At 66.7% G+C, this 26876-nt stretch carries 33 protein-coding genes and 1 other RNA gene; 19 read left to right on the forward strand and 15 right to left on the reverse strand.

All coding sequences use genetic code 11. From position 1 onward, the window contains the following. Positions 1–4: 4 nt before the first annotated feature. The 10 genes from RH90_RS12800 to RH90_RS12840 all read left to right on the forward strand — a co-directional run bounded on the left by RH90_RS12800 (position 5) and on the right by RH90_RS12840 (position 9097). Complete coding sequence (locus RH90_RS12800) at positions 5–2296, forward strand: chemotaxis protein CheA (protein ID WP_010186105.1); 2292 nt, start codon at positions 5–7, stop codon at positions 2294–2296. Then, positions 2296–2724, forward strand: coding sequence for a chemotaxis protein CheW (locus RH90_RS12805; protein ID WP_029625293.1), 429 nt, complete (start codon positions 2296–2298; stop codon positions 2722–2724). Before RH90_RS12800 ends, RH90_RS12805 begins: the two co-directional genes overlap by 1 nt. A 65-nt stretch (positions 2725–2789) precedes the next feature. After that, positions 2790–3155: a response regulator gene (locus tag RH90_RS12810; RefSeq protein ID WP_010186107.1), complete on the forward strand. Its 366-nt coding sequence runs from the start codon at positions 2790–2792 to the stop codon at positions 3153–3155. A 66-nt stretch (positions 3156–3221) separates the two neighbouring features. After that, positions 3222–4259: a chemotaxis protein CheB gene (locus tag RH90_RS12815; protein ID WP_010186108.1), complete on the forward strand. Its 1038-nt coding sequence runs from the start codon at positions 3222–3224 to the stop codon at positions 4257–4259. Between the two features lie 68 nt (positions 4260–4327). Then, positions 4328–5119 (forward strand): CheR family methyltransferase, encoded by a 792-nt coding sequence (locus RH90_RS12820; RefSeq protein WP_010186109.1) that lies wholly within the window; start codon positions 4328–4330, stop codon positions 5117–5119. A 62-nt stretch (positions 5120–5181) separates the two neighbouring features. Beyond that, entirely contained in the window at positions 5182–5871 is a 690-nt protein-coding gene (locus RH90_RS12825) for an N-acetylmuramoyl-L-alanine amidase (protein ID WP_010186110.1), read from the forward strand. 11 nt (positions 5872–5882) lie between these two features. Next, an RNA gene (rnpB, locus tag RH90_RS22180) (RNase P RNA component class A) lies at positions 5883–6261 on the forward strand. Positions 6262–6325: 64 nt separating this feature from the next. After that, entirely contained in the window at positions 6326–6871 is a 546-nt protein-coding gene (locus tag RH90_RS12830; RefSeq protein WP_010186111.1) for a J domain-containing protein, read from the forward strand. Continuing rightward, positions 6868–7239, forward strand: coding sequence for a hypothetical protein (locus RH90_RS12835; RefSeq protein WP_010186114.1), 372 nt, complete (start codon positions 6868–6870; stop codon positions 7237–7239). The genes RH90_RS12830 and RH90_RS12835 overlap by 4 nt, the downstream gene beginning before the upstream one ends. A gap of 499 nt (positions 7240–7738) precedes the next feature. Beyond that, positions 7739–9097, forward strand: coding sequence for a sensor histidine kinase (locus RH90_RS12840; RefSeq protein WP_010186116.1), 1359 nt, complete (start codon positions 7739–7741; stop codon positions 9095–9097). On the opposite strand, the gene RH90_RS12845 is transcribed toward RH90_RS12840, so the two are convergent. The 9 genes from RH90_RS12845 to RH90_RS23495 all read right to left on the reverse strand — a co-directional run bounded on the left by RH90_RS12845 (position 9085) and on the right by RH90_RS23495 (position 12582). Further along, positions 9085–9492, reverse strand: a complete 408-nt coding sequence (locus tag RH90_RS12845; protein WP_010186117.1) for a SufE family protein — start codon at positions 9490–9492, stop codon at positions 9085–9087. The genes RH90_RS12840 and RH90_RS12845 overlap by 13 nt on opposite strands. A gap of 160 nt (positions 9493–9652) precedes the next feature. Beyond that, a complete protein-coding gene (locus RH90_RS12850) occupies positions 9653–9895 on the reverse strand; it encodes a hypothetical protein (RefSeq protein ID WP_029625295.1) in 243 nt (80 codons plus the stop codon). Between the two features lie 30 nt (positions 9896–9925). Next, the gene (locus tag RH90_RS12855) at positions 9926–10207 is read right to left on the reverse strand and encodes a hypothetical protein (protein ID WP_010186119.1); all 282 of its coding nucleotides are present in this window, start codon (positions 10205–10207) and stop codon (positions 9926–9928) included. A 185-nt stretch (positions 10208–10392) separates the two neighbouring features. Continuing rightward, positions 10393–10665 carry a hypothetical protein gene (locus tag RH90_RS12860; protein WP_010186120.1) on the reverse strand — a complete coding sequence of 91 codons (273 nt, stop codon included), beginning with the start codon at positions 10663–10665 and terminating at the stop codon, positions 10393–10395. Between the two features lie 19 nt (positions 10666–10684). After that, positions 10685–10981, reverse strand: coding sequence for a hypothetical protein (locus RH90_RS12865; RefSeq protein ID WP_010186121.1), 297 nt, complete (start codon positions 10979–10981; stop codon positions 10685–10687). A 34-nt stretch (positions 10982–11015) separates the two neighbouring features. After that, positions 11016–11393: an envelope stress response membrane protein PspC gene (gene pspC, locus RH90_RS12870; RefSeq protein ID WP_010186122.1), complete on the reverse strand. Its 378-nt coding sequence runs from the start codon at positions 11391–11393 to the stop codon at positions 11016–11018. A 1-nt stretch (position 11394) separates the two neighbouring features. Next, on the reverse strand, positions 11395–11670 hold the full coding sequence (pspB, locus tag RH90_RS12875) for an envelope stress response membrane protein PspB (RefSeq protein WP_010186123.1): 276 nt from the start codon (positions 11668–11670) through the stop codon (positions 11395–11397). Position 11671: 1 nt separating this feature from the next. After that, positions 11672–12352, reverse strand: coding sequence for a phage shock protein PspA (gene pspA / locus RH90_RS12880; protein WP_010186124.1), 681 nt, complete (start codon positions 12350–12352; stop codon positions 11672–11674). A gap of 80 nt (positions 12353–12432) precedes the next feature. Continuing rightward, positions 12433–12582: a hypothetical protein gene (locus RH90_RS23495; RefSeq protein WP_157134590.1), complete on the reverse strand. Its 150-nt coding sequence runs from the start codon at positions 12580–12582 to the stop codon at positions 12433–12435. Between the two features lie 159 nt (positions 12583–12741). On the opposite strand from RH90_RS23495, the gene pspF reads away from it, so the two are divergent. Further along, positions 12742–13788, forward strand: coding sequence for a phage shock protein operon transcriptional activator (gene pspF / locus RH90_RS12885; protein WP_010186125.1), 1047 nt, complete (start codon positions 12742–12744; stop codon positions 13786–13788). A 64-nt stretch (positions 13789–13852) separates the two neighbouring features. Continuing rightward, positions 13853–14458, forward strand: a complete 606-nt coding sequence (locus RH90_RS12890; RefSeq protein ID WP_010186126.1) for a superoxide dismutase — start codon at positions 13853–13855, stop codon at positions 14456–14458. 376 nt (positions 14459–14834) lie between these two features. Here RH90_RS12890 and ispZ read toward each other — a convergent pair whose 3' ends face one another. From ispZ to RH90_RS12910, 4 genes are all read right to left on the reverse strand, one after another. Beyond that, entirely contained in the window at positions 14835–15449 is a 615-nt protein-coding gene (ispZ, locus tag RH90_RS12895) for a septation protein IspZ (RefSeq protein WP_010186127.1), read from the reverse strand. Continuing rightward, on the reverse strand, positions 15446–16375 hold the full coding sequence (gene ftsY / locus RH90_RS12900; protein ID WP_010186128.1) for a signal recognition particle-docking protein FtsY: 930 nt from the start codon (positions 16373–16375) through the stop codon (positions 15446–15448). Before ftsY ends, ispZ begins: the two co-directional genes overlap by 4 nt. Beyond that, entirely contained in the window at positions 16372–17733 is a 1362-nt protein-coding gene (gene mtaB, locus RH90_RS12905) for a tRNA (N(6)-L-threonylcarbamoyladenosine(37)-C(2))-methylthiotransferase MtaB (RefSeq protein WP_010186129.1), read from the reverse strand. The genes ftsY and mtaB overlap by 4 nt, the downstream gene beginning before the upstream one ends. Before the next feature lie 176 nt (positions 17734–17909). After that, complete coding sequence (locus tag RH90_RS12910; RefSeq protein WP_037492779.1) at positions 17910–19547, reverse strand: putative bifunctional diguanylate cyclase/phosphodiesterase; 1638 nt, start codon at positions 19545–19547, stop codon at positions 17910–17912. A 230-nt stretch (positions 19548–19777) separates the two neighbouring features. On the opposite strand from RH90_RS12910, the gene ffh reads away from it, so the two are divergent. From ffh to rimM, 3 genes are all read left to right on the forward strand, one after another. Further along, complete coding sequence (gene ffh, locus RH90_RS12915) at positions 19778–21268, forward strand: signal recognition particle protein (protein ID WP_010186131.1); 1491 nt, start codon at positions 19778–19780, stop codon at positions 21266–21268. A 112-nt stretch (positions 21269–21380) separates the two neighbouring features. Next, positions 21381–21935 carry a 30S ribosomal protein S16 gene (gene rpsP / locus RH90_RS12920; RefSeq protein ID WP_010186132.1) on the forward strand — a complete coding sequence of 185 codons (555 nt, stop codon included), beginning with the start codon at positions 21381–21383 and terminating at the stop codon, positions 21933–21935. Beyond that, a complete protein-coding gene (gene rimM, locus RH90_RS12925) occupies positions 21935–22453 on the forward strand; it encodes a ribosome maturation factor RimM (protein ID WP_010186133.1) in 519 nt (172 codons plus the stop codon). The genes rpsP and rimM overlap by 1 nt, the downstream gene beginning before the upstream one ends. On the opposite strand, the gene RH90_RS12930 is transcribed toward rimM, so the two are convergent. Beyond that, positions 22443–23348: an NAD(P)/FAD-dependent oxidoreductase gene (locus RH90_RS12930; protein WP_029625297.1), complete on the reverse strand. Its 906-nt coding sequence runs from the start codon at positions 23346–23348 to the stop codon at positions 22443–22445. The genes rimM and RH90_RS12930 overlap by 11 nt on opposite strands. 93 nt (positions 23349–23441) lie before the next feature. Here RH90_RS12930 and RH90_RS22630 point away from each other — a divergent pair, with 93 nt between their 5' ends. Genes RH90_RS22630 through rplS form a run of 4 tightly spaced genes read left to right on the forward strand, consistent with a single transcriptional unit; the run spans position 23442 to position 25279 of the window. Then, a complete protein-coding gene (locus RH90_RS22630; protein WP_232280352.1) occupies positions 23442–23786 on the forward strand; it encodes an AbrB/MazE/SpoVT family DNA-binding domain-containing protein in 345 nt (114 codons plus the stop codon). Then, positions 23783–24157, forward strand: coding sequence for a type II toxin-antitoxin system VapC family toxin (locus tag RH90_RS12940; RefSeq protein WP_010186136.1), 375 nt, complete (start codon positions 23783–23785; stop codon positions 24155–24157). Before RH90_RS22630 ends, RH90_RS12940 begins: the two co-directional genes overlap by 4 nt. After that, positions 24154–24885 (forward strand): tRNA (guanosine(37)-N1)-methyltransferase TrmD, encoded by a 732-nt coding sequence (trmD, locus tag RH90_RS12945; RefSeq protein WP_010186137.1) that lies wholly within the window; start codon positions 24154–24156, stop codon positions 24883–24885. The genes RH90_RS12940 and trmD overlap by 4 nt, the downstream gene beginning before the upstream one ends. 1 nt (position 24886) lies before the next feature. Next, on the forward strand, positions 24887–25279 hold the full coding sequence (rplS, locus tag RH90_RS12950; protein ID WP_010186138.1) for a 50S ribosomal protein L19: 393 nt from the start codon (positions 24887–24889) through the stop codon (positions 25277–25279). 67 nt (positions 25280–25346) lie between these two features. Here rplS and RH90_RS12955 read toward each other — a convergent pair whose 3' ends face one another. Next, the gene (locus RH90_RS12955) at positions 25347–26825 is read right to left on the reverse strand and encodes a SulP family inorganic anion transporter (RefSeq protein WP_010186139.1); all 1479 of its coding nucleotides are present in this window, start codon (positions 26823–26825) and stop codon (positions 25347–25349) included. Between the last annotated feature and the right edge of the window lie 51 nt (positions 26826–26876).

The following is a 26876-nucleotide window of genomic DNA, read 5'->3' on the forward strand; positions in this document are numbered from 1 at the left end:
ACCCATGGACGATCTACTACAGGAATTCATCGCCGAGACGCGCGAGACGTTGCAGGCGCTCTCGGGCGAGATCGTCGCATGGGAATCGGCGCCGGGCGACCGCGACCGGCTCGATTCGATCTTTCGCTTCGTCCACACCGTCAAGGGCAGCTGCGGGTTCCTCGACCTGCCGCGGCTGGCACGGCTGAGCCATGCCGCCGAGGACGTGCTCGCCGCGGTCCGCGCGGGCGAACGCACCCCGGATACCGCATTGGTCAACGCCGTGCTCGCGATCGTCGATCGGATCGGCGAACTGGTCGAGGCGATCGATGCGGGGCATGCGATCGATGATTCGGGCGAGGATTTGCTCGTCGCCGCGCTCGATGCCGGCGCGCAGCCGGTCGCGCCGCTCAGCGTCGCGGTGCCGACGCGGGCGCAGACGCGCAGTGTGCGCCTGAACGTCGATCTGCTCGACCGGATGATGAGCGGCATGTCCGACATGGTGCTCGCGCGCAACGAGCTCGCGCGCCGCTTGCGCGACGACGGTGCCGACCCCAGCGTCGAGGCGGCGCTCGAGCGCCTGTCGCTCACCGTCGCCGAGATGCGCGACACCGTCACGCGGACGCGGATGCAGAAGATCGACGCTTTGTTCTCGGCGCTGCCGCGGATGGTGCGCGATACCGCCGCCGAGCTCGGCAAGTCGGTCACGCTGCATATCGAGGGCAGCGACGTCGAGCTCGACCGCGAGATGATCGAGATGATGCGCGACCCGCTCGTCCATATCATCCGCAATTCGATCGACCATGGGATCGAACCACCCGCGCTGCGCCGCCTCGCCAAGAAGCGCGAAAATGGCTGGCTCGCCGTCTCGGCGCGGCAATCGGGCAATCAGATCATCATAGAGATCGCCGACGACGGCCGCGGGATCGACACGGATGCGCTGATCGCCAAGATCGCGCAGGACGGGAGGCGCAGCGAGGCTGAGCTGCGCGCGATGAGCCCGCAGGCGAAGCTCGACCTGATCTTCGAACCGGGCCTGTCGACCAAGCAGGTCGCCACCGCGATCTCGGGGCGCGGCGTCGGGATGGACGTGGTGCGCGCCAATGTCGAGCAGATCGGCGGGCGGATCGACCTGTTCAACACGCCCGGCGCGGGGCTTCGCATCGCGATCCACGTGCCGCTGACACTGTCGATCATGTCGACGATCGGCGTCGGCGTCCGCGACCAGCGTTTCGCCATCTCGCGCCAGGCGATCGAGGAGATCGTCCGCGTTGGCGGCCAGACGATCCGCATCGACCGGATCGGCGACACGCTCACCGCCACCGTCCGCGACCGGCGGATGCCGCTGATCGACCTTGGGGACCTGCTCGGCTTTTCCTCGCGCGATCCCGCCATGCTCGTCATCGTCAGCGTGTCGGGCGGGAGCTACGCGCTCGCGGTCGATGCCGTGCTCGATCACGAGGAACTGGTGATCAAGCCCGCCGCGCCCGCGATCATGGCGACCGGCATCTATGCCGGCCAGACCTTGCCCGACAGCGGACTGCCGATGCTGATGCTCGATTGCGCGGGGATCGCGCAGGTCGCCGGGCTGGTCTTCACCCGCGCATCCGCGGCCGACCAGGAAGCCGAGATCGAAACGGTGCCCGGCGTCCAGGCCTTGCTGTTCGAGGATCTCGACGGCTGCCGCCGGATCGTCCCGCTGTCGGTGATCGACCGCGTCGAACCCGTCGCGGCGGGTGCGATCCGCCTGTCGGCGGGGCGCTTGCGGCTGTCGGTCGAAGGCGGGATCATCCCGCTCGTCGCGCTCGGCGAATGGGCGAGCCTGCCGGCGGTCTCGGTGCTGCGGCTGCGCGACGGTACGACCGAGATCGCCTATGCGATCAAGGAAGCGCTCGACATCGTCGAACTGCCCGCCGCAATCGTCGCCGCGCACGCGGTCGGGCCGATCGCGGGGGTCGTCGCGCTCGACGGCGAGCAGATCGAGGTGCTCGACCTGTTCTGGATCTTCTCGGCGCACGGCGCGGGCGAGGTCGAGGCCGAGGCGCCGCTATGCCTGCTCGACAGCGCCGAATCGGCGTGGATGACGACCTTTCTCAAGCCCGTGCTCGAAGCCGCGGGCTACCGCGTCACCGCCGCGCTGCGGCCGGGCGAGGTGCCACGCGTGCTCGTCCGGATGGAGAGCGACGCCGACCCGGCGGCGAACACCATCCCCGTCGTCCGGCTGCGGCGCGATGCCGAAGGCGCAGGCGACACGATTTTCCGCTATGATCGCCCGGCCGTGCTGGCGGCGGTCGCGCGCTCCGCTGGAGGCCGATGATGCCGCTGTTCCTGATCGCCCAGATTGCCGGCCGCACCGTCGCGATCGAATCCGACCAAGTCGAATCGGTGGTCGATATCGGCACCGTGATCCCGGTGCCGCGCGCCGACCGTCACGTCCGCGGGCTCGCCGCGCTGCGCAGCCGCGTCGTCACCGTGCTCGACACGCGCGCCGCGCTCGGGCTCGAGCCCGGTTCGGGCGACGCGTCGCGCGCGGTGATCACGATCGTCGACGGGCATCATTATGCGGTGCTGGTCGATGCGCTCGACGACGTCGCGCCGTTCGATCTTGCGCCGCTCGCTGCCGGGATCGTGCTCGACAATGGGTGGCTGACCGTGGGGCGCGGGATCGTCGAGCGCGATGGCGAGCCGATCCTTGCGATCGGTCTTGCCGCGCTCATACCGCGCGGGCTCGCGCTGGCGGCGTGAGATTAACGCGACGCTTACGCTTTCTGGATTAGGATCGCCATAGCGTGCTTAAACAGGGTGAATTCATGAAGACCTGCCTCGTCGTCGACGATTCGAAGGTGATCCGCAAGGTCGCCCGCCACATCCTGGAGACGCTCAATTTCCGCGTGACCGAAGCCGGCGATGGCCGCGAGGCGCTCGATTCGTGCCTCGCCTCGGCGCCCGACGTCGTATTGCTCGACTGGAACATGCCGGTGATGAGCGGCATGGATTTCCTGCGCGCGTTACGCGACAGCGCGATCGAGAGCCGCCCCAAGGTGGTGTTCTGCACCACCGAGAACGGCATGGCGCATATCCGCGCCGCGATCGAGGCGGGCGCCGACGAATATGTCATGAAGCCGTTCGACCGCGAAACGCTCGAGAGCAAACTCCAGATTGTCGGCCTCGCCTGAGGGCCTGCGGCGGTGCCGTTGCTGTCTTCCCCCATCGCCGGGTGTAGCGCCGACGACTTGCCACGCGTGCTGATCGTCGATGATTCGGCGGTCGCACGCGCGGTGATCGGGCGGGCGCTCGAGGCGGGACGGTTCATCGTCGCGGGGGCGGTGTCGAATGCCGATGCGGCGCTGTCGTTCCTGCATCGCACGCCGGTCGACGCGGTGGTGCTCGACATCGCGATGCCGGGCACTTCGGGGCTCGCGGCGCTGCCCGAGCTGATTATCGCGGGGCAGGGCGCGAAGGTCCTGATCGTCTCGTCCTCGGCAAGCGACGGCGCGGCGGCGACGATCGAGGCGCTCGCGCTGGGCGCGGCCGACACGCTGATGAAGCCCGGCGTCGGCGATTTCGCGGGGCGCTTCTCGGTCGCGATCGTCGAAAAGCTGCGGCGGTTGCTGGCGATCGAGACGCCGCTCGAGACGCCGATGGCGCTCGCGGCGTACCGCGTCGGTGCCGATCCGGTCGGCGTTGCGCCGGAAACGGCGCACAGCTTCGACATTGTCGGGATCGGCGCATCGACCGGCGGGATCCACGCGCTCGCCACGCTGCTGCGCGAGGTCCCGCGCGGCTTCACGCTGCCGATCCTGATCACGCAGCATCTGCCGGGTTCGTTCATGCCGTTCTTCGCCGCGCAGGTCGCGGTGATGGCGGACCGGCCGTGCGACGTCGCGACCGATTCGATGCGGATCCGCCCCGGGCGGACGATCGTCGCGCCCGGCGACGCGCATATGCGGGTCGTCAGCACCGGCGACGGCGCCGCGATCCGGCTTACCCACGAGCCGGCCAAGAGCGGCTGCATGCCCTCGGTCGATCCGATGTTCGACAGCCTCGCCGAGGTTTACGGCGCGCGTGCGCTCGGCATCGTGCTGAGCGGGATGGGGCGCGACGGCAGCGAGGGCGCCCGCCGCATGGCCGATCGCGGCGGGGTCCTTTTCGCGCAGGATCGCGCCAGTTCGGTGGTGTGGGGCATGCCGGGCGCGATCGCCACCGCCGGGCTCGCCAGCGCGCTGCTGCCGCCGGCCGAGATCGGCCGCTTGGTCGCCGCGCGGCGACGTCCCTCATGAGCCTTACAAGCGACGTTTCGAAACTGCAGCCTTCGCAACAACGGGCGTCCTCAAGCGGGGCCACCGGTGTGCTGACCGCGATCCTCGAGGCGCATACCAGCCAACAGCTCGCGGCCAACCGCGCATGGCGGATCGAAACCGAACTGACCCCGCTGATGCGCGATCTCGGGCTCGACACGCTCGACTCGCTCGCGCTCGCGGCGCAGCGATCCCCGGCGATCGCGGCGCAGGTCGCCGACGCCCTGCTCAATCAGGAAAGCTCGTTCTTCCGCGACGCTCCGATGCTCGATCTGATCGGCAAGGCCGCTGCGGCGATGCGCGTCGATCCCCCCGGGCGACGCCTGCGGGTGTGGTCTGCGGGGTGCTCGGTCGGGCAGGAGCCGTTGTCGCTGGCGATGCTGTTCGCGGAAAATCCGCTGCTGAGCGGCGCGACGATGCCGGAGATCCTCGCCACCGATGTCTCGGAAGCGGCCTTGGCGCGTGCGCGCAGCGGACGCTATTCGCAGTTCGAGATCCAGCGCGGGCTGCCGATCCGACGGATGATCGAGTGGTTCGACAGCGATGGCGGGGATTGGGTCGCCAAACCCGATCTCGTCCGTCGAATCGCGTTTCGCCGGATGAATCTCGTCGGCGATCCGCTCCCGCAGGGCCGGTTCGACATCATCCTGTGTCGCAACGTCCTGCTCTATCTCACTGCGGAGCATCGGAGCGCGATCTTCGAGCGGCTCGCGACGATCCTGCGGCCAGGCGGCCTGTTGATGCTTGGCGCCGGCGAGACGGTGATCGGGCACACCGAGGCGTTCCGCCCCAGCCCCGACTATCGCGGCCTCTACGAACTGACGGCAGCGCCCCGCGGCTGACGGGGTTTCTTGTCGCGCGTGTCCGTGCTTAAGCTCTGGTTTGGCTTGCGCAGGGATTTCCCATGACGATCATCGATACGCCCTCGCCCAATTTCGACGACCGATCGCTCCCCGTCTCGATCATCGTGCTGCATTATACCGGCATGCAGAGCGCACAGGCGGCGATCGACCGGCTGCGGGACCCCGAAGCGAAGGTCTCGGCGCATTATCTCGTCGCCGAGGATGGCCAGGTGCTGCGCATGGTGCCCGAGGACAAGCGCGCCTGGCATGCCGGCCAGTCGTGCTGGCGTGGGATCGAAGACGTCAATTCGGCAAGCATCGGGATCGAGATCGTCAATCCGGGACACGAATTCGGCTATCGCCCCTTCATGGAGCAGCAGATCGACGCGCTGATCCCGCTCGTTTCGGGGATCAAGGACCGCTACCGCATTTCCCGCGGCAATGTCGTCGGCCATTCCGACATCGCGCCGACGCGCAAGCAGGATCCGGGCGAGCTGTTCCCGTGGAACCGGCTCGCCAAGGTGCGGCTCGCTTTGCCGCGGCCGACCAAGAAGCTGCTCGATCCGCTGTGGACCGATGCCGGCTTCCTCGTCGCGCTCGAGCGCTTCGGCTATGACGTGCGCGACAAGCTCGCCGCAGTCGTCGCGTTCCAGCGGCGCTTCCGCCCCGAACTGATCGACGGCGTGATCGACGGCGAATGCCGCAGCATCCTGCTCGCACTGCTGTTGCCAAAGCCGCAAGGGGACGACTAAGGAACCCGCAGCCAGAGGGTCGGGCGGCCGCGGGTATCTTTGGATACGCGAGGAAAGTCCGGGCTCCGCGGAACGACGGTGCCGGGTAACGCCCGGCGGGGGTGACCCCAGGGACAGTGCCACAGAGAGCAGACCGCCGATGTCCTTTTCGGAGGAACAGGCAAGGGTGAAAGGGTGCGGCAAGAGCGCACCGCGCGACGGGTAACCGAAGCGGCATGGTAAACCCCACCGGGAGCAAGATCGAATAGGGATGGCACATGGGCCTCGTTCCGGCTCGTCATCCGGGTTGATTGCTTGAGGCGGCGTGCAAACGTCGTCCTAGAGGAATGGTCGCCTATCCCCGTCGCACGACGGGGGGGACAGAACCCGGCTTACAGACCCTCTGGCGCATTTTCATATGGGTTTCACAAAAGCGTCATGGCGCTATCGCACCGCGATGCTTAGATGGCCCGCTATGGCGCGTACATCATCACGATCGGTCGACTGGGGTTTTCCGCGCTGGCGCGCTTATGGCGAGGCGAGCACCGAAGCGGCGACCGTGCGGCTGTGCGACCGCCATGGCTGCACCGAAAAGGGCGATTGCCCCGCGCCGAAATCGCCCAACAGCCCCGAGCGCTGGTATTTCTGCCAGGTCCACGCCGGCGAGTATAATCGCGGCTGGAACTACTTCGAAGGCCTGAGCGCCGAAGAGGCCGCCGAGCGCGAGCGCGCCGAGACGCAGACCGCCGAGGGCTATACCGAATCGCGCACCAATCAGTGGGCCGGGCCGGGCGACGGCAGCCGCTCGCGCGACGAGATGCGCGCGCTCGAGCTGCTCGAGCTCGAGGTCGATGCCGATTTCGACGCGGTGCGGCTCGCCTGGCGCAGGCTCGCCAAGTCGAACCACCCCGATGTCCGCCCCGGCGACAAGGAGGCCGCGGCGCGCTTCCTGGCGATCCAGGCGGCGTATGACGTGCTCAGGGCCGCCGAGGAGCAGCGGCAGTGGAAGCCCGAAGGGTGAAGACCGTCCGCTCGGACTGGTCGAACACCATTCTGGTCTGCAAGAAATGTTCGAAAAAGCTCGGCGGCGGCTTCGGGGCGAAAGGCAAGACGGGGCTCGCCAAGGCGCCGCGCGAGGAACTCGGCGTCGGCAAGGGGCGCAAGGGGGCGGTCGGGATCATCGAGGTCAAATGCCTCGGCGTTTGTCCCCGCGGCAGCGTGACGGTGGTCAACGGCGCCGCGCCGGGCACGTGGCTGCTCGTCGAGCAAGGCCTGCCCGCCGCTAAGGTGGCGGCCGAACTCGGCCTCGGGCAAACCCGCGACGCGCGCGTCGTCACGGACCCGAACGAGGCCTCACGCCCCGATCCGACAGAGCTTCGTATCGCGTAAGCGGTTACAGAAGGCCGATCGACCAGAAGGCTCCGGCGAACGCCGCTACCGCAATTACGGCCTGACAAATGTGCCAGGCATCGCGCCGATGGAAATTCGACGGGCGTCGATCCTCATTGTGGCTTTGCATCATCACTCTCCTGACCGGCACCATCCTGCGGTGTTCGTATCGTGAGGTAAACTTGGCCAGATCGGCCCTTTCGTCAAGTCGATTTGACACATGTCGCGCGCGATTCGGATGCGCGGCTCGCGCTCAGCGTCTGGTGATTGCGCGATGCAAACGGTACGAATCGCGACCATCGCGCCCAAGCAGTTGATATACCGGCCGCACCACAGTGTATTTGCGTAAGGATCGTCGGCGTTATAGTGTAGCTGATAGTGCGGATGAGCGACTTGTGTGAAAGTTGTGATACGTATGACGACAGCCCTGTGTGAGAGCGTCATTTCAGCACCGAATATGGCGTCACGCTGTTTTGGAGACTCTCGGCTGGCACCGCTGGTGTTCGACAGTATCGACCAAGGCATCTGTTTGCTGTCGTTCGACTTCATCATTCTCGACATCGACGATCGGGCGCTGCGGACCGATGGGCGCCAGCGCGACGCGGTCATCGGCCGATCCTATTGGGACGCTTATCCCGAATGCGAGCACACGGCTCTCGGGCAGTCCATCGTGGAGGCGATGCGTAAGCGCTCGCCGCGGCGAATCGAGCAAGCCCACACCCTGTCGTGCGGCGGCGTTGCCTGGCTTGAAACGCGCTGCGTTCCGGTGCCCGATGGCAACCTTCTGCTGCTGGTCCGCGACATCACCGATCAGCACCGCGAGGCCGAGCGCCTGCGGCACAGCGAGCGCGCCTTTCGGCAACTCGGCGAGACGATCAGCGAAGTCTTCTACATCCACGAACTCGACGAAGCGCGGATCTCGTACGTCAGCAAGGCCTATGAACGCGTCTGGGGGCGACCCCGCGCCGAGCTCTATGAAGATCTGATGAGCTTCACCCGCGTCATCCATCCCGACGATCGAGCGAAGGTCACCGCGGCCGTCGCGCGGCAGCGGGCCGGCTATCCGACCGATACCGAATATCGCCTCTGCTGCGAAGACGGGAGCGAGCGGATCATCCATGATCGCGCGTTTCTCGGGCGTGATCCTGTCAGCGAGTCCACGCGCGTCTTCGGGCTGGCGACCGACATTACCGAATATCGCCGCGCGCTCGCCGAAAAGGACCTGCTCGCGCGCGAGATCGATCATCGCGTCAAGAACAGCCTGATGATCGTCAGTTCGCTGCTCGCGATCCAACGCCGGGCCTCGGCGTCGTGCGAAACGCGGGCCGCGCTCGAGGAAGCCGGCGACCGCGTGACCGCGATCGCGCGCGTTCACGAGCGGCTGCACAAGAGCCACCAGCTCGGCGTGATCGCGTTCGGCGCCTATCTCGAGCAATTGTGCGCCGACGTATCGGCATCCTTGCGGGGCGACGCGGTGGTCGTCGATGTTCGCGCAGTCGCGGTCGAGTTGTCGGCCGAGGTCGCGCTGCCGCTCGCGCTGATCGCGAACGAACTCGTCACCAACGCGTTCAAACATGGCTGCGCCGCGGGCGCGACGCGGATCTCGATCGTCCTCGAGCAGACTTCCGACCGTCTGACGCTGACGGTCGATGACGATGGCGCCGGGCTACCGCCGGGCGCGCCCAGCGGCGCGGGCAGCCTTGGCTTTCGCCTGTTCGGATCGATGGCGCGGCAATTGGGCGGCACCGCGATCTTTCCGCAACCGGGCGGGCGCGCCTGCTTCCGCGTCGAGATCCCGCATATCGGTCGCGAGGTCGCCAATACGGGGTGCGGCGCCCGGCAAGTTCAGGCGGTATAGCGCGCCGCGGTCTCGCGGATCAGCGCGATCATGTTGGGGATGCCCTGCGTGCGATTCGAGCTGAGCTGGCTTTTGAGGTCGAACGGCGCGAGTTCGGCGGGGATGTCGGTGGCGAGGATCGTCGCGGCGGGCCGGTCCTGCACCGCGAGCAGCACGAGCGCGATGATCCCCTTGGTGATCGCCGCGTTCGAATCGGCGAGGAAATGCAGCGTGCCGTCGTCCTTCGCCATCGGATAGACCCATACCGACGCCGAGCATCCCCGCACCAGCGTCGCGTCGGTCTTGAGCGCGTCGGGCATCGGCTCGAGCTCGCGCCCGAGATCGATCAGGAGCCGGTAGCGGTCGTCCGCATCGAGGAAGCTGTAATCGGATTCGAGGTCGGCGAGCGTTTGCATGGGGTGGCTATAGTCGCCTCGTGCCGGCTTCGTCACCTTTTTCGCCCCTCCCCTTTAGGGGAGGGGATGGGGGTGGGGGAGGTCTCACCGAGACTGCCTGCGCACGGTTCGCGGCACGGCCCCACCCCAACCCCTCCCCTGAAGGGGAGGGGCTAGATAGTTACAGATCCACCCCAGCCGCGATCGCCTCCAGCTTGCGGATGCGCTCCTTCAAGTCGGCGATCTCGATCCGCGCGCTCGCGTTGGGCAGCGATGGCGTCGGCGATGGGTCGCCGAAGGCATGCAGCTCCTGCTGCTTGAAGGCGAGCCAGCCGCGCCAGCCGGTCAGCGTGGCGAAGGTCAGCATCGCAAGGCCCGCGAGCCCCGCGGTCGCCATGGTGATGTAGAAGGTCGGGTCGGTCATCATCCCTGCTCCTGTGAAATGCGTCATCGCTTATGGCCGTGGGTCTTGGTGGTCGCGCAGCTTCTCGATCTCACGATCGAGGCGGGCGCCGCTGTCGTTGCTGTCGGTGGCGAGGCGTTCGAGCACGGCGAGCCGCTCCTTCATCGCCCGCAGCTCGTCGCGCAGCCGGTCGTTCTCGGCCTGCGCCGCGGGATCGTCGCGGAAGCGGAGGTCCTCGCCATGCCTGCTGCGGACCACGCCGTAGCGCGCCATCGCGACGCGGCCGATCGTGACGACGACGATGATCGCGACGACCATTTCAAACGGGTTCATAGGGGTCACTCCTGCAAAAGGGTGGAACGGGCTTATTCGGCGGGGACGGCGGCTTCGCGCAGCTTGCGGCGGCGTGGGCGGTCGATGCTTTCGGTCGCCCAGACACCCCCCGCCGTGACGACGGCGAGCACGATAAAGAATGCGATCATGATATCCTCGGGGAGAAAGAGTGCGTTTGTATGGAGTCAGTTGAGCGGTGCGTCGCGCAGCCGGTCGATCTCGTGCGAGAGATCGACGCCGCGGTCGGTGATGATCCGTTCGAGCACGCGGACGCGCTGTTCGAGCCGTTCGGTCTGCGCGGCATATTGTGCGGCTTTCTCGGCGACCAGCGACGCCTCGATCTCCATCCGGCGCTCCTGATGGCGCAGCCACGGGCGGACGATGAAGATGCCGATCACCGCGCAGAGCGGGATGCTGACGGCGAAGATCGGGATCAGCAGCGCGATGTTGAAGCCCATGGCCGTGTCCTTTCGGGTGTCAGCGCAGCGCGTCGATTTCGCGCGAGACACGCTCGGCGGGATCGGTGGCGATGCGTTCGAGCACCGCAAGGCGCTCCTCGAGCCGGCTGATCTGGCCGTGCAGCTTCTCGTTCTCGGCGACCAGCAATTCGGTCTGGCGGCTGGTGGTGAGATCGCCGTCGCGGCCGATCAACTGGCCCTTCTTGGTCTCGATCGGGTAGCCGTGCTTGGCGCGGACCCAGGTGTTGACGGTCCAGGCGATCGGACCGATCGTGATCGCCGCGAGCGGGATCAACATGCCGAGATGACTGCTCATGATATTCTTCCCCTGTTGTGCCCCCCGGATACGATCAGCGCAGGCTGTCGATCTCGTCGGCGAGGCGTGAATTGCGGCTGACGTACATCGTCTCGATGTCGGCAAGGCGGCGGTCGATATCGCGGAACGTCGAGCGGACCTCGGCGGTCGAGCGGGTCGGGTTGGCGCGCACGCCCTGCCAGAATTTCGCGTCCTCGGCGCTGTCGTAGAGGCCGAGCGGCTTCTTGTCGGCGACGCAGGCGATGACGATGTACGCCAGCAACACCCAGCCGCTGGTGACCAGCGTCAGCATCGCGGTACCGACGCGGACGAGCGTCACGTCGATGCCGGTGTAATCGGCGATCCCCGAGCAGACCCCCAGCCATTTGCTGTTCTGCTTGTCGAGGTAGAATTTGGTGCGGCTGGCGGACATTTCAGTTCCTCCGTGCTGGATCGTAAGGGGTGGGCGAAGGCTCGGCGAGCGGCAGGCTGACGCGCCATTCGGGATGATCGGCGGCGATGATCCGCTCGACCGTGCCGAGGCGCTCCTCGAGCCGGCGGGCGAGCGAGTAGAGCTCGTCGAGCAGCTTCTCGTCTTCGTTGGTGATCTTGGGCGCCTGCCGCCACTTGGTGATGTAGTGCAGGATGATCCAAGGCATTCCGATGAAGATCGCGGGGATGACGACGATCGGGACCAAGACGTCCTCCATCTCAGCTGTCCCCGCCAGTGCTCGGGCCGACGCGGGCCTTCATCGCGGCGAGCTCGGCCTCGACCTTCTCGGCCGACTTGAGTTCGGCGATTTCCTCGTCGAGCGTCTTGGGCGGGGCGCCGAAGCCGGCGACCTCGGCGCGGCCTTCGGCCATATCGACGCGGCGCTCCATGATCTCGAAGCGGCTGAACGCGTCCTGCATCTTGGGACCGGCGTAGAGGTCGCGCAGCTTGAAGCGGTTCTGCGCGCTCTCGAGCCGCGTCGCGATCGAGTTCTGGCGCGTGCGCGCTTCGCGCAGCTTGCCGGTGAGCTTGGCGATGTCCTCTTCCGAACCGCGCAGGGCGTCGTCGAGCACGGCGATCTCGCCGCTCAACTGCTCGGCCATGTCGGCGGCCTTCTGCTTTTCGACCAGAGCGGCCTTGGCGAGGTCCTCGCGGCCCTTCGACAGCGCGAGCTCGGCCTTTTCGGTCCAGCTCTCCTGCAGGCTGCCAAGCTTGCCGATGTGGCGGCGCATTTCCTTCTGGTCGGCGATCGTACGCGCGGCGGAGGCGCGGACCTCGACCAGCGTTTCCTCCATCTCGAGGATGATCATGCGGATCATCTTCGCGGGGTCTTCGGCCTTGTCGAGCAGATCGGTGAAATTAGCGGCGACGATGTCGCGGGTTCGGCTGAAGATGCCCATGGTGTTACTCCTTCGGGGGGTACGCGGTCGTTTACGAAAAGTGTGCCGCGGCGGGAGTGGGGCCCCCGCCGCGGATCGCCTCACCCGTGGGGCTGGGCGGCGATCTGGTACGGCGCGGCGCTCGCCTGACCGACGGTGCCGACCAGCGCGACCGACCCGATCAGCATGGTGGCGACGAGGGCGACGGCGATCTGGGCGAGCGAGCTGCGTGATTTGTATTCGGTGGTCATGGCGGGTCTCCTTGGCGGAACAACGGTGCCCGGTGGGGCGATGCCAAGAGCTCTGCAGGGAGCGTGCCAGTTTTCGAAATGGCGGATTTGCGCCGTTCCTAGTGTGGTATAAGAAAAACACACTTGCCAAGGCTTGGGATTTTACGCCAAGCGTTGGCAATGGAACGAACGACCCAGGTGATCGGCCATTCGGGCGCGTTTCTCGATGCGCTCGAACTCGCCAGCCGCGCGGCGGCGCTCGACCGGCCGGTGCTCGTCATCGGCGAGCGCGGGACGGGCAAGGAACTCGTCGCCGAGCGTCTGCATCGCCTCTCCCCGCGCTGGGATCAGCCGCTCGTCATCATGAACTGCGCGGCTTTGCCCGAGACGCTGATCGAGGCCGAACTGTTCGGTCACGAAGCCGGCGCGTTCACCGGCGCCACCAAGGCGCGGGCAGGGCGGTTCGAGGAGGCGCATCGCGGCACGCTGTTCCTCGACGAGCTGGGCACGCTGTCGATGGCGGCGCAGGATCGGCTGCTGCGCGCGGTCGAATATGGCGAGGTGACGCGGATCGGCTCGTCGCGGCCGATGCGCGTCGATGTCCGCATCGTCGCGGCGACCAACGAGCATTTGCCCGACAAGGTCGCGCGGCACCAGTTCCGCGCCGATCTGCTCGATCGATTGAGTTTCGAGGTCGTGACGCTGCCGCCGATGCGCGCGCGGATCGACGACATCCTGCTGCTCGCCGAGCATTTCGGGCGGCGCATGGCCTCCGAGCTGGGTCGCGACAGCTGGCCGGGCTTCACCAAGCTGGCCGAAGCGGCGCTGGTCGCCTACCCATGGCCGGGCAACGTGCGCGAACTGCGCAACGTCGTCGAGCGCGCGGTGTATCGCTGGGATCTCGACGGGCCGATCGACGCGATCCAGTTCGATCCGTTCCACTCGCCGCACCGGCCCGCGACTGCGCAACCGCTTCCCGCGGCGAGCCCCGCCGCGCCCGCGGCTCCGGCTGCCGCGCCGCCCGCACCGGCGCCGGCCGATCTGCCGATGGACTACAAGTCGCGGCTCGCGCGTTTCGAGTGCGAGATGCTGCAGGCGGCAATGGCGGAAAACCGCTTCAATCAGCGCGCTACCGCCGAGGCGCTGGGGCTCAGCTACGACCAGTTGCGCCACGCTTTGAAGCGGCACGGCTTGATTTCCGGTGCCGCGACGGAATCGGTTGCGTAACGAGCCGGCCGGACCCATTTGCCGGGCCTGACGTTTGCGTCTCGAGCTCTAAAGGAGAAGACCCATGGCTTTCGAACTTCCCCCGCTGCCTTATGCCTATGACGCGCTGGAGCCGACGATCTCGAAGGAGACGATGACCTTCCATCACGACAAGCATCACGCGGCCTACACCGCCAAGCTCAACGAAGGCGTCGCGGCCGACCCCAAGCTCGAGGGCAAGACGATCGAGGAGATCCTCGGCATGATCTCGACGCTGCCGCCGCTGGTGCGCAACAATGGCGGCGGTTTCTGGAACCACGACTTCTTCTGGAAGATCATGGCGCCGGCCGGTTCGACCCAGCCTTCGGGTGCGCTCGCCGAGGCGATCACCGCGTATGGCGGCCTCGACAAGCTCAAGGACGATTTCAACACCAAGGGTGCGGGCCAGTTCGGTTCGGGCTGGGCGTGGGTGATCAAGGACGAAAGCGGCGCGCTCAAGGTCGTGTCGACGCCGAATCAGGACAATCCGCTGATGGACGACGCCAAGGACAAGGGCACGCCGATCCTCGGCAACGACGTGTGGGAACACGCTTACTATCTGACCTACATGAACGATCGCCCCGGCTATCTGAAGGCGTGGTGGAACGTCGTGAACTGGGACGAGGCCGGCAAGCGGTTCGACGCGGCCTAAGGCACTGAAAAGGAGCGGAGGCCGTTACGATTGCGTTTTACGCAGTTGGTAGCGCAATCATTGCAATTGCTAAAAGATCTGCTGCACTGCACAAAGACTGTGCCTTTCAGGCATCCTCTCCTAAAACTTTCACGGCCGGTCGAAAGACCGGCCTTTTTTTTGGTCCCGCGCCTGATATAGCCGAATCGCTGTCGTAGCGCCGGATCATAAAAGAAACGATGGAAGAGGTTGGCCGCCGGTAAGACCGGCAACGGCGACACGATCGTGCGGGGGATCGAGCCGGGGGCTCTCCCCCGCGATTTGCAGGTATCCGCCTGAGTATCCACGTCATCGCAACAAGCGCGGGGTGACGGTCAGCTCGCTTGGTCGACGCGGATCACTCCTGCGGCGGGACCGGCGGCTCGTCCTGCGTGCTGAAACCGTGCTTCATCAGCATCGGCACGTTGGCGAAGGCGAAAATCAGCGTCAGCGGGATCACGCCCCACAGCTTGAAGCCGAGCCAGAAGGCATAGCTGAATTCGTGCCGGACGACCTCGTTGAGCACCGCGAGGAAGGCGAAGAATACCGCCCAGTTGATCGTCAGCTTGCGCCAGCCGGTCTCGTTGAGGCCGGGATAGGCCGCTTCGAGGAACAGGCTGAGCAGCGGCCGGCCGGTGACGAGGCCGAACACCAGGATCGCCGACAGCATCGCATAGATCACCGTCGGCTTGATCTGGATGAATTCCTTGTTGTGGAAATAGAGCGTCAGCCCGCCGAACACGAGCACCAGCGTCCCGGTCAGCCACAGCATCGGCGAGATCCGGCCCGTGCGGACCAGCGCGTAGATCATCGCCGCGATGCTCGCGATCATGAACGCGGCCGTCCCCGCTATCACTTTGACTATGTCGAGACCGGGCGTGAGGAAATTGACAAGGAAGAAGACCACGATCGGCCCGATGTCGATCGCCAGGCGCTGGCCCGCGCCGAGCGGCTGCTTGGTGGTGGAGGTCATTTGCGGACCCCTTCCACGCCGGCGATGATCCGTGCAACCTCGTTTGCGTCGAACGGGCGCAGATCGCCCATCCCCTCGCCGACGCCGATCGCGTGGATCGGCAGGCCGTATTGCTCGGCCGCCGCGACGAGCACGCCGCCGCGCGCGGTGCCGTCGAGCTTGGTCATGACGAGGCCGGTGACGCCGGCGTCCTTCTTGAACACCTCGATCTGGCTGAGCGCGTTCTGGCCCGTCGTCGCGTCGAGCACGAGCAGGACGTCGTGCGGCGAATCGACGTTGAGCCGGCCGAGCACGCGGCGGATCTTCGACAGTTCGTCCATCAGCTCGCGCTTGTTCTGGAGGCGGCCGGCGGTGTCGACGATCAGCACGTCGATCCCGGTCGCGGTCGCCTGCTTGACCGCTTCGTAGACGATCCCCGCGGCGTCGCCGCCTTCCTTGCCGCTGATGATCGGAACGCCGGCGCGCTCGGCCCAGGTCGCGAGCTGGCCGATCGCAGCGGCACGGAACGTGTCGCCCGCCGCCAGCATCACGCCGTAATCCTGCTCCTTCAGCAGATGCGCGAGCTTGGCGATCGTCGTCGTCTTGCCCGAGCCGTTGACACCGATCACCAGGATGACGTGCGGGCGCGGGAAGCCGGTGATCTCGAGCGGCTTGGCGACGGTATCGAGCACCTTCTCGATCTCCTCGGCGACGACCAGGCGGATGCCGAGATCCTCCATGTCGCGTTCGAACACCCCGGTCGAGAGGCGATGACGGATCCGCGCGGCGGTCTGCGGGCCGAGGTCGGAGGCGATCAGCGCCTCCTCGATTTCGTCGAGCGTCGCCTGGTCGAGCGGACCGGTGCCGAGCCCGGCGAGATTGCCGAGCAGCCGGTCGGAGGTGCGCTTGAACCCGCCAAGGAGTTTTTCGTGCCAGGTGGGGGTCATGCGGGGATTCCGGTTGATTGATGCTTCCCCGGCGAAGGCCGGGGCCCAGGAGAAACGGCGGTAGTGGGCGAGTGCTGCGCGTCGCTAGGAACGTCCCGCGACTGGGCCCCGGCCTTCGCCGGGGGGGCAGCGAGGGGAATGGCGCGGAGCGTCCTGCCGTCGGTGTCGACGATGCGGAGTTTTTGCACCGTCCCGACGGCTTGCGGATCGAAGCGGATTTCGGCGAAATTTCCAGAGTGCCCGCGGTCACCCGGCCGTTCGACCAGCACGTCCTGCGTTGTGCCGACCAGCCCGCCGAGCCACGCTGCCTTGCGCCGCGCGCCAGCCACGCGCAGCAGCGCCGCGCGCGCCTTGCGGACCGGTACGGGCACTGCCGGCATCCGCGCGGCGGGCGTGCCGTCGCGCTCCGAATAGGGGAAGATATGCGCGTGGACCACGTCGCAATCGTCGATCAGCGCGAGCGTGTCGGCGAACATCGCGTCATCCTCGGTCGGGAAGCCCGCGATCAGATCGGCGCCGATCGCAATCTCCGCGCGGGCCGCCTTGAGCCGCTCGACCAAAGCGACGCTTTCACCACGCGAATGGCGGCGCTTCATGCGCTTGAGGATCAGGTCGTTGCCTGCCTGCAGCGACAGATGGACGTGCGGCATCACCCGCGGCTCCTGCGTCAGCAGCGCGAACAGGCGATCGTCGATCTCGATCCCGTCGAGTGACGACAGCCGCAGCCGCTCGAGCGCCGGCACATGCCGGAGGATCCGCTCGACCAGCAGCCCAAGGCTCGGCGCGCCGGGCAGATCGGGACCGTAGCTGGTGAGATCGACCCCGGTCAGCACGATCTCGCGGTGGCCGGCATCGACGAGACCCGCGATCCGCTCGATCACCGCGCCCGCGGGCACCGAGCGGCTGTTGCCGCGGCCGTACGGGATCACGCAGAAGGTGCAGCGATGGTCGCAGCCATTCTGTACCTCGACGAACGCGCGGGCGTGCGCGGCGAAGGCTGGGGCCAAGTGCGGCGCGGTGTCGCGAACGCGCAGTATGTCGCCGACGATGACGGGGTCGGACGCTTCCCAGGCGTGCGACGTCAGTTTCTCGGCATTGCCGAGCACGCGGTCGACCTCGGGCATCGCGGCGAAGCTCGCCGGGTCGATCTGCGCCGCGCACCCGGTCACCACCAGTTGCGCCGAGGGCCGCTCGGCGCGCGCGCGGCGGATCGCCTTGCGCGTCTCGGCGACGGCGCCGTTGGTGACCGCGCAGCTGTTGACGACGACCAGGTCGCGCCCGCCGACGAGCGCGCGGATCGCCTCGCTTTCGGCGATGTTGAGGCGGCAGCCGAGGGAGATGATCTGTGGGACGGGCATGAGTTGCGCGATCTAGGGGGCGTGGGGTGGTAAGTCCATGGATCGCGCGCCGCCGCGGCGGAAGGGACGGCGCACGACTCGCGTCGCCCCGGCGAAGGCCGGGGCCGCTGGGTTGGACGCGGAGCGGTCGCTGCGCGCTCGACCTAGCGGCCCCGGCCTGCGCCGGGGCGACGGGGTTAGCCCGCGCGCCGCGTGTCCGTGCTGTCAGACTCGACCGACTCGCTCGCCACCACATGCAGCATCCGCCGCTCGGCCAGCATCCGGCGCGTGTTGGCGATGCTCGTCGGGCGCCCGTAGAGATACCCCTGGCCCTTGCCGCAGCCGAGCGCGCGCAGCCGTTCCTCGATCCGGACATCCTCGACCCCCTCGGCGGTGATCGGCAGATTGAGGCTGTCGCCCAGCCGCGTGATCGCGGTGACGATCGCGGCGCTCTCGCTATTTTCGTTCATCGACATGATGAAGCTCTTGTCGATCTTGATCCGGTCGAACGGCAGCGCGCGCAGATGCGCGAGCGACGAATAGCCCGTCCCGAAATCGTCGAGCGCGAGCCGGATGCCCTGGTTCTTGAGGCTGCCGACGATCGACTGGGCGAGCGGGAGATTGTCGAACAAGGCGGTCTCGGTGATCTCGATCTCGAGCCGGCTCGGCGGGAAACCCGTCTCGGTCAGCACCTTGATGATCTTCTGCGCGAGCCAGGCGTCGCGCAACTGGCACGGCGAGATATTGACCGAGAGCGACAGCTCGGCATCCCAATCCTTCGCCGCAAGAAACGCCTGCCGCATCAGCGACAGCGACAGATCGGCGATCAACCCGGTCTCCTCGGCGATCGGGATGAATTTGTCGGGGACGATCAGCCCGCGCGTCGGATGCTCCCACCGCGCGAGCACCTCGAACCCGCTCAGCCGCCCGCTCTGCAGCTCGATCTGCTGCTCGAAATACGGGACGATCTCCTCGCGCGGGATCGCGTTGCGAAGACCCACTTCGAGCTCGTTGCGCGCCTGCAATTCGCGTTCCATCGACAGGTCGAACCAGGCGAGGCGGTTGCGGCCCGAATTCTTCGCGGCGTACATCGCGATGTCGGCGGAACGCATCAGCGCGTCGATGCTCGGGCAATCGAAATCGGAACGTGCGATGCCGACCGAGACCGAGATATGGAGCTGAAGCCCCTCGACGCGGAACGGCTGGGCGAGCTGACTGACGAGCTTCTCGGCGATCCGCTCGACCGTCGCGGGATGCGCCGCGTCGAACAGGAAGGCGCAGGCGAATTCGTCGCCGCCGAAGCGCGCGGTGAGCGCGACGCCGGGCATCGCCGCGGCGATCTCGAGCGCGACCTGCTGGAGCAAGGCGTCGCCGATCGCATGGCCGTGCATGTCGTTGACCATCTTGAAATGGTCGAGATCGAGCATCAGCAGCGCCATCGCCTTGTTGCGTGTCTGCGCGCGGACGAACATCGCCGCGCCTTCCTCGGCGAGGCTGCGGCGATTGAGGAAGCCGGTCAGCGGATCGCGCGCCGCGAGCATCTGCGCGCGTTCCTCGGCGGCGGTGCGCACCGTCACTTCCTTCGCCAGCTCGCGGTGCCGCAGCCAGCCGAACAGGATCAGCGCGACGTTGAGCAGCAGCGCGATCACCAGCGACTTGTCGGTGCCCGCCCCGCCGTTGAAATAGTGGCGCAGCGTCGCCGAAAGCACCGAGCTTCCGGTCCCGACGAACAGCAGGATCGAGGCGACCGTGATCGCGCCGCTGAGCATCTCACGGCGCGGCCGGACGGCGGCCGGTGAGGCGTCCCCTGTTTCGCCGCGTGAGTCGACCGTCATAGAAAAGCTGCCCGCCCCCAGGTTGAGCATCCCCCTTTCCACGCCATGCGTGTAGATGGGGTTAAGCCCGATGGTTGCGTAATCGTTCGAACCGGGGTAGGGCGCTCTCGATCGTGCCTGCGAGGACACGTGAAGGCTGCCCCACGGGGCTACGCCGGCCGACGAGGTTTCGTCCGCCGGCGTTCTTTGCGTTACGCTGCAGCTGCGATGTTTTGGAAGGGTTTTTTCGGATGTTCGAGAGCCTGAGCGACCGCCTTGGCGGTGTGTTCGATCGGTTGCGGGGGCGCGGTGCGCTCACCGAGGCGGACGTGCGCGGCGCGATGCGCGAAGTGCGAGTCGCCTTGCTCGAGGCCGACGTCGCGCTGCCTGTCGCACGCGATTTCGTCGATAAGGTTACCGAACTGGCGGTCGGCCAGAACGTGCTGCGCTCGGTCACGCCGGGGCAGCAGGTCGTCAAGATCGTCAGCGACGCGCTGACCGAGATGCTCGGCGCCGAAGCGGTCGAGCTCGAGCTTGGCGTCACGCCGCCGGCGATCATCATGATGGTCGGCCTGCAGGGCTCGGGCAAGACGACCAGCACGGCGAAGATCGCGCTGCGGCTCGCCAAGCGGCAGGGCAAGAAGGTCTTGATGGCGTCGCTCGACGTCAATCGCCCGAACGCGCAGGAACAGCTCGCGGTGCTCGGGACGCAGGCCGAAGTCTCGACGCTGCCGATCGTCGCCGGGCAGCAGCCCGTCGATATCGCGCGGCGCGCGGTGCAGGCGGCGAAGCTCCAGGGCTATGACGTCCTGATGCTCGACACCGCGGGTCGTCTCCACGTCGACCAGGCGCTGATGGACGAGATGCGCGCCGTCGCCGACGTCGCCAAGCCCAACGAGATCCTGCTCGTCGTCGACTCGCTGACCGGTCAGGACGCCGTCAACGTCGCGCAGAACTTCTCGGAGCAGGTTCCGTTGACCGGGATCGTGCTGACCCGCATGGACGGCGATGCGCGCGGTGGCGCGGCGCTGTCGATGCGCGCCGTCACCGGTAAGCCGATCAAGTTCGCCGGCATGGGCGAGAAGCTCGATGCGCTCGAGGCGTTCGATCCCAAGCGCGTCGCCGGCCGGATCCTCGGCATGGGCGACGTGGTCGGCCTGGTCGAGCGCGCGGCCGAAGCGATCCAGGTCGAAGACGCCGAGAAGATGGCCGCCAAGATGGCCAAGGGGCAATTCGACCTCGACGATCTGCGCGGCCAGCTCAAGCAGATGCAGCGGATGGGCGGCATCGGCGCGCTCGCCGGCATGATCCCCGGCATGGGCAAGGCCAAGGGCATGGTCGATCAGGTCGGCGGCGAGAAGGTGCTGGTGCGGATGGATGCGATCATCACCTCGATGACCGCGAAGGAACGGCGGAAACCCGAACTGCTCAACGCCAAGCGCAAGATCCGCATCGCCAAGGGCTCGGGGACGACCGTGCAGGACGTCAACAAGCTGCTGAAGATGCACCAGGAAATGGCGAACGCCATGAAGAAGATCAAGAAGATGGGCGGCCTCGCCGGCATGGCCAAGATGTTCGGCGGTGGTGGCGGCGGCATGGGCGGTCTCGGCGGCGCGCTCGGCGGAATGGGCGGGATCGACCCGGCCAAGATGCTGAGCGGCGGCGGGGGCGGTCTCCCCGGCCTCGGCGGCGGCCAGACCAAGCTTCCCCCCGGCTTCGAGAATTTGCTCAAGAAGAAATAACCGCCCCCACCGTCACCCCAGCGCAAGCTGGGGTATCAAGCGGCAAGGGCCCGACATTCAACCCAAAGGCCCTAGCGTTCGCTGGGGCGACGATTAACGAAGGAAAATACCCATGGCAGTCAGCATTCGTCTTTCGCGCGGCGGTTCCAAGAAGCGCCCGTATTACCGCATCGTCGTCGCCGATGCGCGCGCACCGCGCGATGGCCAGTTCATCGAGAAGATCGGCACCTACAACCCGCTGCTCGCCAAGGATGACGAGAAGCGCATCGTGCTCGACACCGACCGCGCGACCTATTGGCTCGGCGTCGGCGCGCAGCCGACCGACCGCGTCGCCCGCTTCCTCGACGTGAAGGGCGTGCGCGAGCGCGTCGCGCGCAACAACCCGAACAAGGGCAAGCCCGGCGAGAAGGCCACCGAGCGCGTCGAAGAGCGCCAGAAGAAGCTCGACGACGCCGCCGAGGCTGCGGCCGCCGCTGCCGCCGCCGAGGAAGAGGCCAAGGCCGCTGCCGCAGCCGAGGCTGCTGAAGCCGCCGAAGCCGCCAAGTCGGCGCCGCCTGAGACGGGCAGCAACGAGGAGACCGAGCAGGTCATGGCCGCCGAAGTCGAATCGGCGACCGAAGATGCGACCAACGAAGGCGAGAGCGCCTCGGCACCGGCCGAGGGCTGATGCCGGACAACCCTTCCGCAAGCGGAAGGGGGCCGGACGCCCCCGTCACGCTCGCCGTCATCATCGGCGCGCATGGTGTGACGGGGGAGGTCCGTCTCAAGGTCTTCACCGACGATCTTGGTGCGTACAGCGACTTCAACGGCGGCACGCTGTCGTTGAAGTCGGTGCGCCACGGCAGCAACGGCATGATCGCGCGGATCGCCGAGGTAACCGACCGCAACAAGGCTGAGGCGCTGCGCGGGACCGAGTTGACCGTGCCGCGCTCGGCGCTCCCGCCGCTCGGCGAGGGCGAATATTATCATGCCGACCTGCTGGGGCTTCCTGCCGTCTCGACCACGGGCGAGGCGCTCGGCCATGTCGTCGCGATCGACGATTTCGGCGCGGGCGACGTGATCGAGATCGAACGGCCGGCCGAGGACGGCAAGCCGGGCAAGCGTTTCATGATCCCGATGAACGCCGATGCGGTGCCCGCATGGGATGCCGAGAAGCTCGTCGTCGAACCGGGGTTTATCGTCTGAGCGGCTGACGCTCGTCGAGCAGATTGCGGATCGTCGTTGCGGCGACGCCGGCTTCGCCCATCGCGTGGCTGATCTGGTCGAGACCCTTCACGACATCCCCCGCGGCGAACAGGCCGGGGATCGAGGTGCGCTGATGGTCGTCGACCTCGAGACAGCCTTCGTCGGTTGCGTTCGCGCCGGCGGCCACTGCCAGCTTCGAGCGGATCGTCGAGCCGAGCGCTGGATAGACGCTGTCGAAGCGCAGCGCGCCGCCGGGCGTGGTGACGACGATCTCGTCGTCCTCGACCTGGATCGGCGTGCAGGGGCCGTCGCGATGCACGATCCCGGCTGCATCGAGTTTGGCGAGACAGCTGTCGTCGAGATCGTGCGCACCGCCGGGGGCGATCAGCGTCACGTCCTTGGTATAGCCGCGCAGGAACAGCGCTTCCTTCATCCCGTGGGTGCCGGTGCCGATCACCCCGACTCGCTTGTCGGTGACTTCATAGCCGTCGCAGATCGGGCAATAGCGGATCAGGCCCCGCTCGAGCGCGGCATCGTGTACGGCGTCGTCCATCTTGGGACGGATATTGACCACGCCGGTCGCCAGCAGCACCGAGCGTGTCGGGAAGCTGCGGCCTTCGACCTCGACGGTGAAATCGTCGCCGCTGCAGACGATCGCGGTAACCTCGGCCTCTTCGCGGAGCGCACCAAATTCGGCCGCCTGTTCGCGCATCAGCCGCAGCAGTTCGGTCCCCTTGATCCCGCCGGGATAGCCGGCATGGTTGTGCGTCCGCGGGATCAGCGCAGCGCGGCTGCTCCCGCAATCGAAGAGCCTGATCTGCAGGTGGAATCGCGCGAGATAGATCGCCGCGGTAAGGCCGGCGGGACCGGCGCCGATGATGATGCAATCGTCCATGGCTGCGATACGCGCCGCCGTCACGAGAGGTTCCTTTACAATCGAAACGCCTGTATATACATGACGTATATACGTCATATTCGGAGACTCGCTATGAGCACAGATCGCATGTCCGAGCTTCATCGCCTCTTTGGATCGGCTCCGTGGCTAAAAGTCAGGGAGCGACGGGACTATCGAGTTAAGGTGTTCCAATCTGGCAACTCTGTCGCATTGCGGCTGCCCGCGGAACTTGGCCTTAAGCCAGGACTGGAAATGAACTTGCGCGTCGAAAACGGGGAAATCGTATCGGTCGAGCCCGTGGAACGGCCGAAGCGCAAATTCAATGCCGTAAAAGTGGCGGGGTCGGCGAGCGATCTGACGCTGCTGACCGACGCGGATCGAACGTTCGCGGACCGCCCCCTGTCCTGGCAAGGCAGGGATGAAGGATCGGCGGCATGAAATATTTGCTCGACAGCAATATCATCATCGCCTTGGCGATGGGGAACAGCGACCAACTGACAAACCGTGCCGCGCAGTGCGACGAGGATGAGATCGTCACCAGTGCTGTCGCACTTGCCGAGGTCGTCTATGGGTCGGCCCGCGACAAGCCGCCTGCACTCGATCAACTTCGCGCTTTCATTGAGGAGGTGCCCGTGTTGGCATTCGACTATAAGGCCGCCGTCGCTTATGCCACGCTGCCGTTCAGGCGGGGCGGATATGACCGACTGATCGCTGCCCATGCGCTGTCGCACGACCTTACGGTTGTTACCGACAATCAACGGCATTTCGCGGACATCCCCGGACTACGCGTAGAAAATTGGATGGCATGACCTTCGCCGCCACCATCCTCACGCTCTACCCCGAGATGTTCCCCGGCCCGCTCGGCCTGTCGCTCGCCGGGCGCGCGCTGGGCGAGGGCAGATGGAGCCTCGACGCGCGCAACATCCGCGATTTCGCGACCGACAAGCATAGCACTGTCGACGGCACCCCGGCGGGCGGCGGGGCAGGGATGGTGCTGCGCCCCGATGTGCTCGCCGCGGCGATCGACAGCGTGCCCGCCGGACGCCCTTTGCTCGCGATGACGCCGCGCGGCGCCCCGCTCACCCAGGCGCGCGTGCGTAGCCTCGCCGAAGGCCCCGGCGTCACCATCCTGTGCGGCCGCTTCGAGGGCTTCGACGAACGCATCTTCGGCGCGCGCGAGATCGAGGAAGTGTCGATCGGCGACTATATCCTGTCGGGCGGCGAGATGGGCGCGCTCGTCCTGCTCGATGCTTGCATTCGGCTGCTCCCCGGCGTAATGGGCGCGGCTTATAGCGGCGTGGACGAGAGCTTCGAAACGGGGCTGCTCGAATATCCGCAATATACCCGACCATATGAATGGGAAGGGCGCACGATCCCCGAAGTGTTGCGATCGGGGGATCATGCGAGGATTTCGGCATGGCGCAAGTCGATGGCCGAGACCGAAACACGGCTAAGGCGGCCGGATCTATGGGAGCGCCATGAGGGTGCTCGGGTCCAGTCGCCCTCTGGCGCGCGACGAACGAAGAAGGACGCATGAGATGAATCTCATCCAGACGATCGAAGCCGAGAACATCGCGAAGTTTCTCGAGAACAAGAAGATCCCCGAATTCCGCCCCGGCGATACGCTGAAGGTTGGCGTGAAGGTGGTTGAAGGCGAGCGCACCCGCGTCCAGAACTACGAAGGCGTGTGCATCGCGCGGTCGAACAAGGGCATGGGTTCGAACTTCACCGTACGGAAGATTTCGTTCGGTGAAGGCGTCGAGCGCGTTTTCCCGCTGTATTCGCCGAACATCGACAGCATCGAAGTCGTCCGCAAGGGCGCGGTGCGTCGTGCGAAGCTGTATTACCTGCGTGGCCGCACCGGCAAGTCGGCGCGTATCGCCGAGCGTCGCGACACGCGTCCGGCCAAGACGGTCGCTGCCGCCGAGTAATCGGTCGGTTCGCTGAAAGGCACAGGAAAGGGCGCGGGGATTTCGATCCCCGCGCCCTTTTTTGTGCTTAGGCCTCGGCGCGGACCAGCGGTGCGTGCCGGTCTACCAGGATCGCGCTCGCCGCGTTCAGGCCGATCAGCTCGACGATCGTCCCGTGGCGCCGCATCCTGGTGACCAAATCCTCGAGCGTGCCGACCGCGGTGACGTCCCACAGATGCGCCCGCGTCAGGTCGATCCGGACGGTGCGCGCCGTGTCGCGCAGGTCGAATTGATCGGCGAAGATATCGGCGCTGGCGAAGAACACCTGCCCCGACACGGTGTAGCTGCGCGTATCGGTCGCCGGATCGAACGTGGTCTCGACGCGCAGCAGCTTGGTCACCTTGAAGGCGAAGAACACGCCGCTGAGCAGAACGCCGACGCCGACCCCGGCGGAGAGGTCGTGCGTCACCACCGTCACCACGACGGTCGCGAGCATGACGACGCCTGAGACCTTGGGATGCCGCGCCAGATCGGCGAGCGAGCTCCACGAGAAGGTGCTGATCGACACCATGATCATGATCGCGACGAGCGCCGCGACGGGCACCTGCGCGACCCATGGGCGCAGCGGCACCATGATGACGAGCAGGAACACCCCCGCCGCCAGCGTCGACAGCCGCCCGCGGCCGCCATAGCGGACGTTGCCGACGGTCTGGCCGATCATGCCGCAGCCCGCGATCCCACCGAACAGGCCGGCAGCGACGTTCGCCAGCCCGAGCCCGCTGCATTCGCGCGCCTTCGAGCTGCTGGTGTCGGTGAGATCGTCGACGACGCTCGCCGTCATCATCGATTCGAGCAGGCCGACCGCGGCCATCGCGAAGGCGTAGGGCGCGACGATGCGCAGCGTCGCCCAGTCGAGCGGGACATTCGGCAGAGCGAACGCCGGCAACGACGTGGGGAGCCGGCCGAGATCGGCGACGGTGTGGATCGGCATCGGGAAGGCGATGCTGATCGCGGTGAGCACGACGATGCAGATCAGCGGCGAGGGGATCGCGGTCGTGATGCGCGGCACGAGATAGATGATCGCCAGCCCGCCCGCGATCATCGCATAGGTGTGCCAGGTGACGCCGAGCATCTGCGGCACCTGCGCCGAGAAGATCAGGATCGCGAGCGCGTTGACGAACCCCGTCCGCACCGAGCGCGAGACGAAGCGCAGCAGCACGTCGAGCTTGAGCAGCCCGAACACGATCTGCAGCAGCCCGGCGAGCACCGTCGCGTAGAGCAGGAATTGCAGGCCGTGGCCGTGGACGAGCGCCGCCGCGACGAGCGCGACCGAGCCGGCGGCGCCCGAGATCATCGCCGGGCGACCGCCGACAAAGGCGAGGACGATGCCGATCACGAACGAGGCGAACAGGCCGACCTCGGGGTCGATCCCGGCGACGAACGAAAAGGCGATGACTTCGGGGATCAGCGCAAAGGTGCCGACCAGGCCCGCGAGCAGGTCGCGCCGGGCGCCACCGACGTCGCTGAACCATTCGGCGCGATACCGCGAGAGGGGGGTGCTATTCATAAAGGGAGTGTCCGCAGAAATCGCAGCTGCGCCGTCTCTCGAGAGCGGCGT

Origin of the sequence: Sphingomonas sp. PAMC 26605, from assembly GCF_000241485.1 — a bacterium.
GTDB lineage: Bacteria > Pseudomonadota > Alphaproteobacteria > Sphingomonadales > Sphingomonadaceae > Sphingomonas.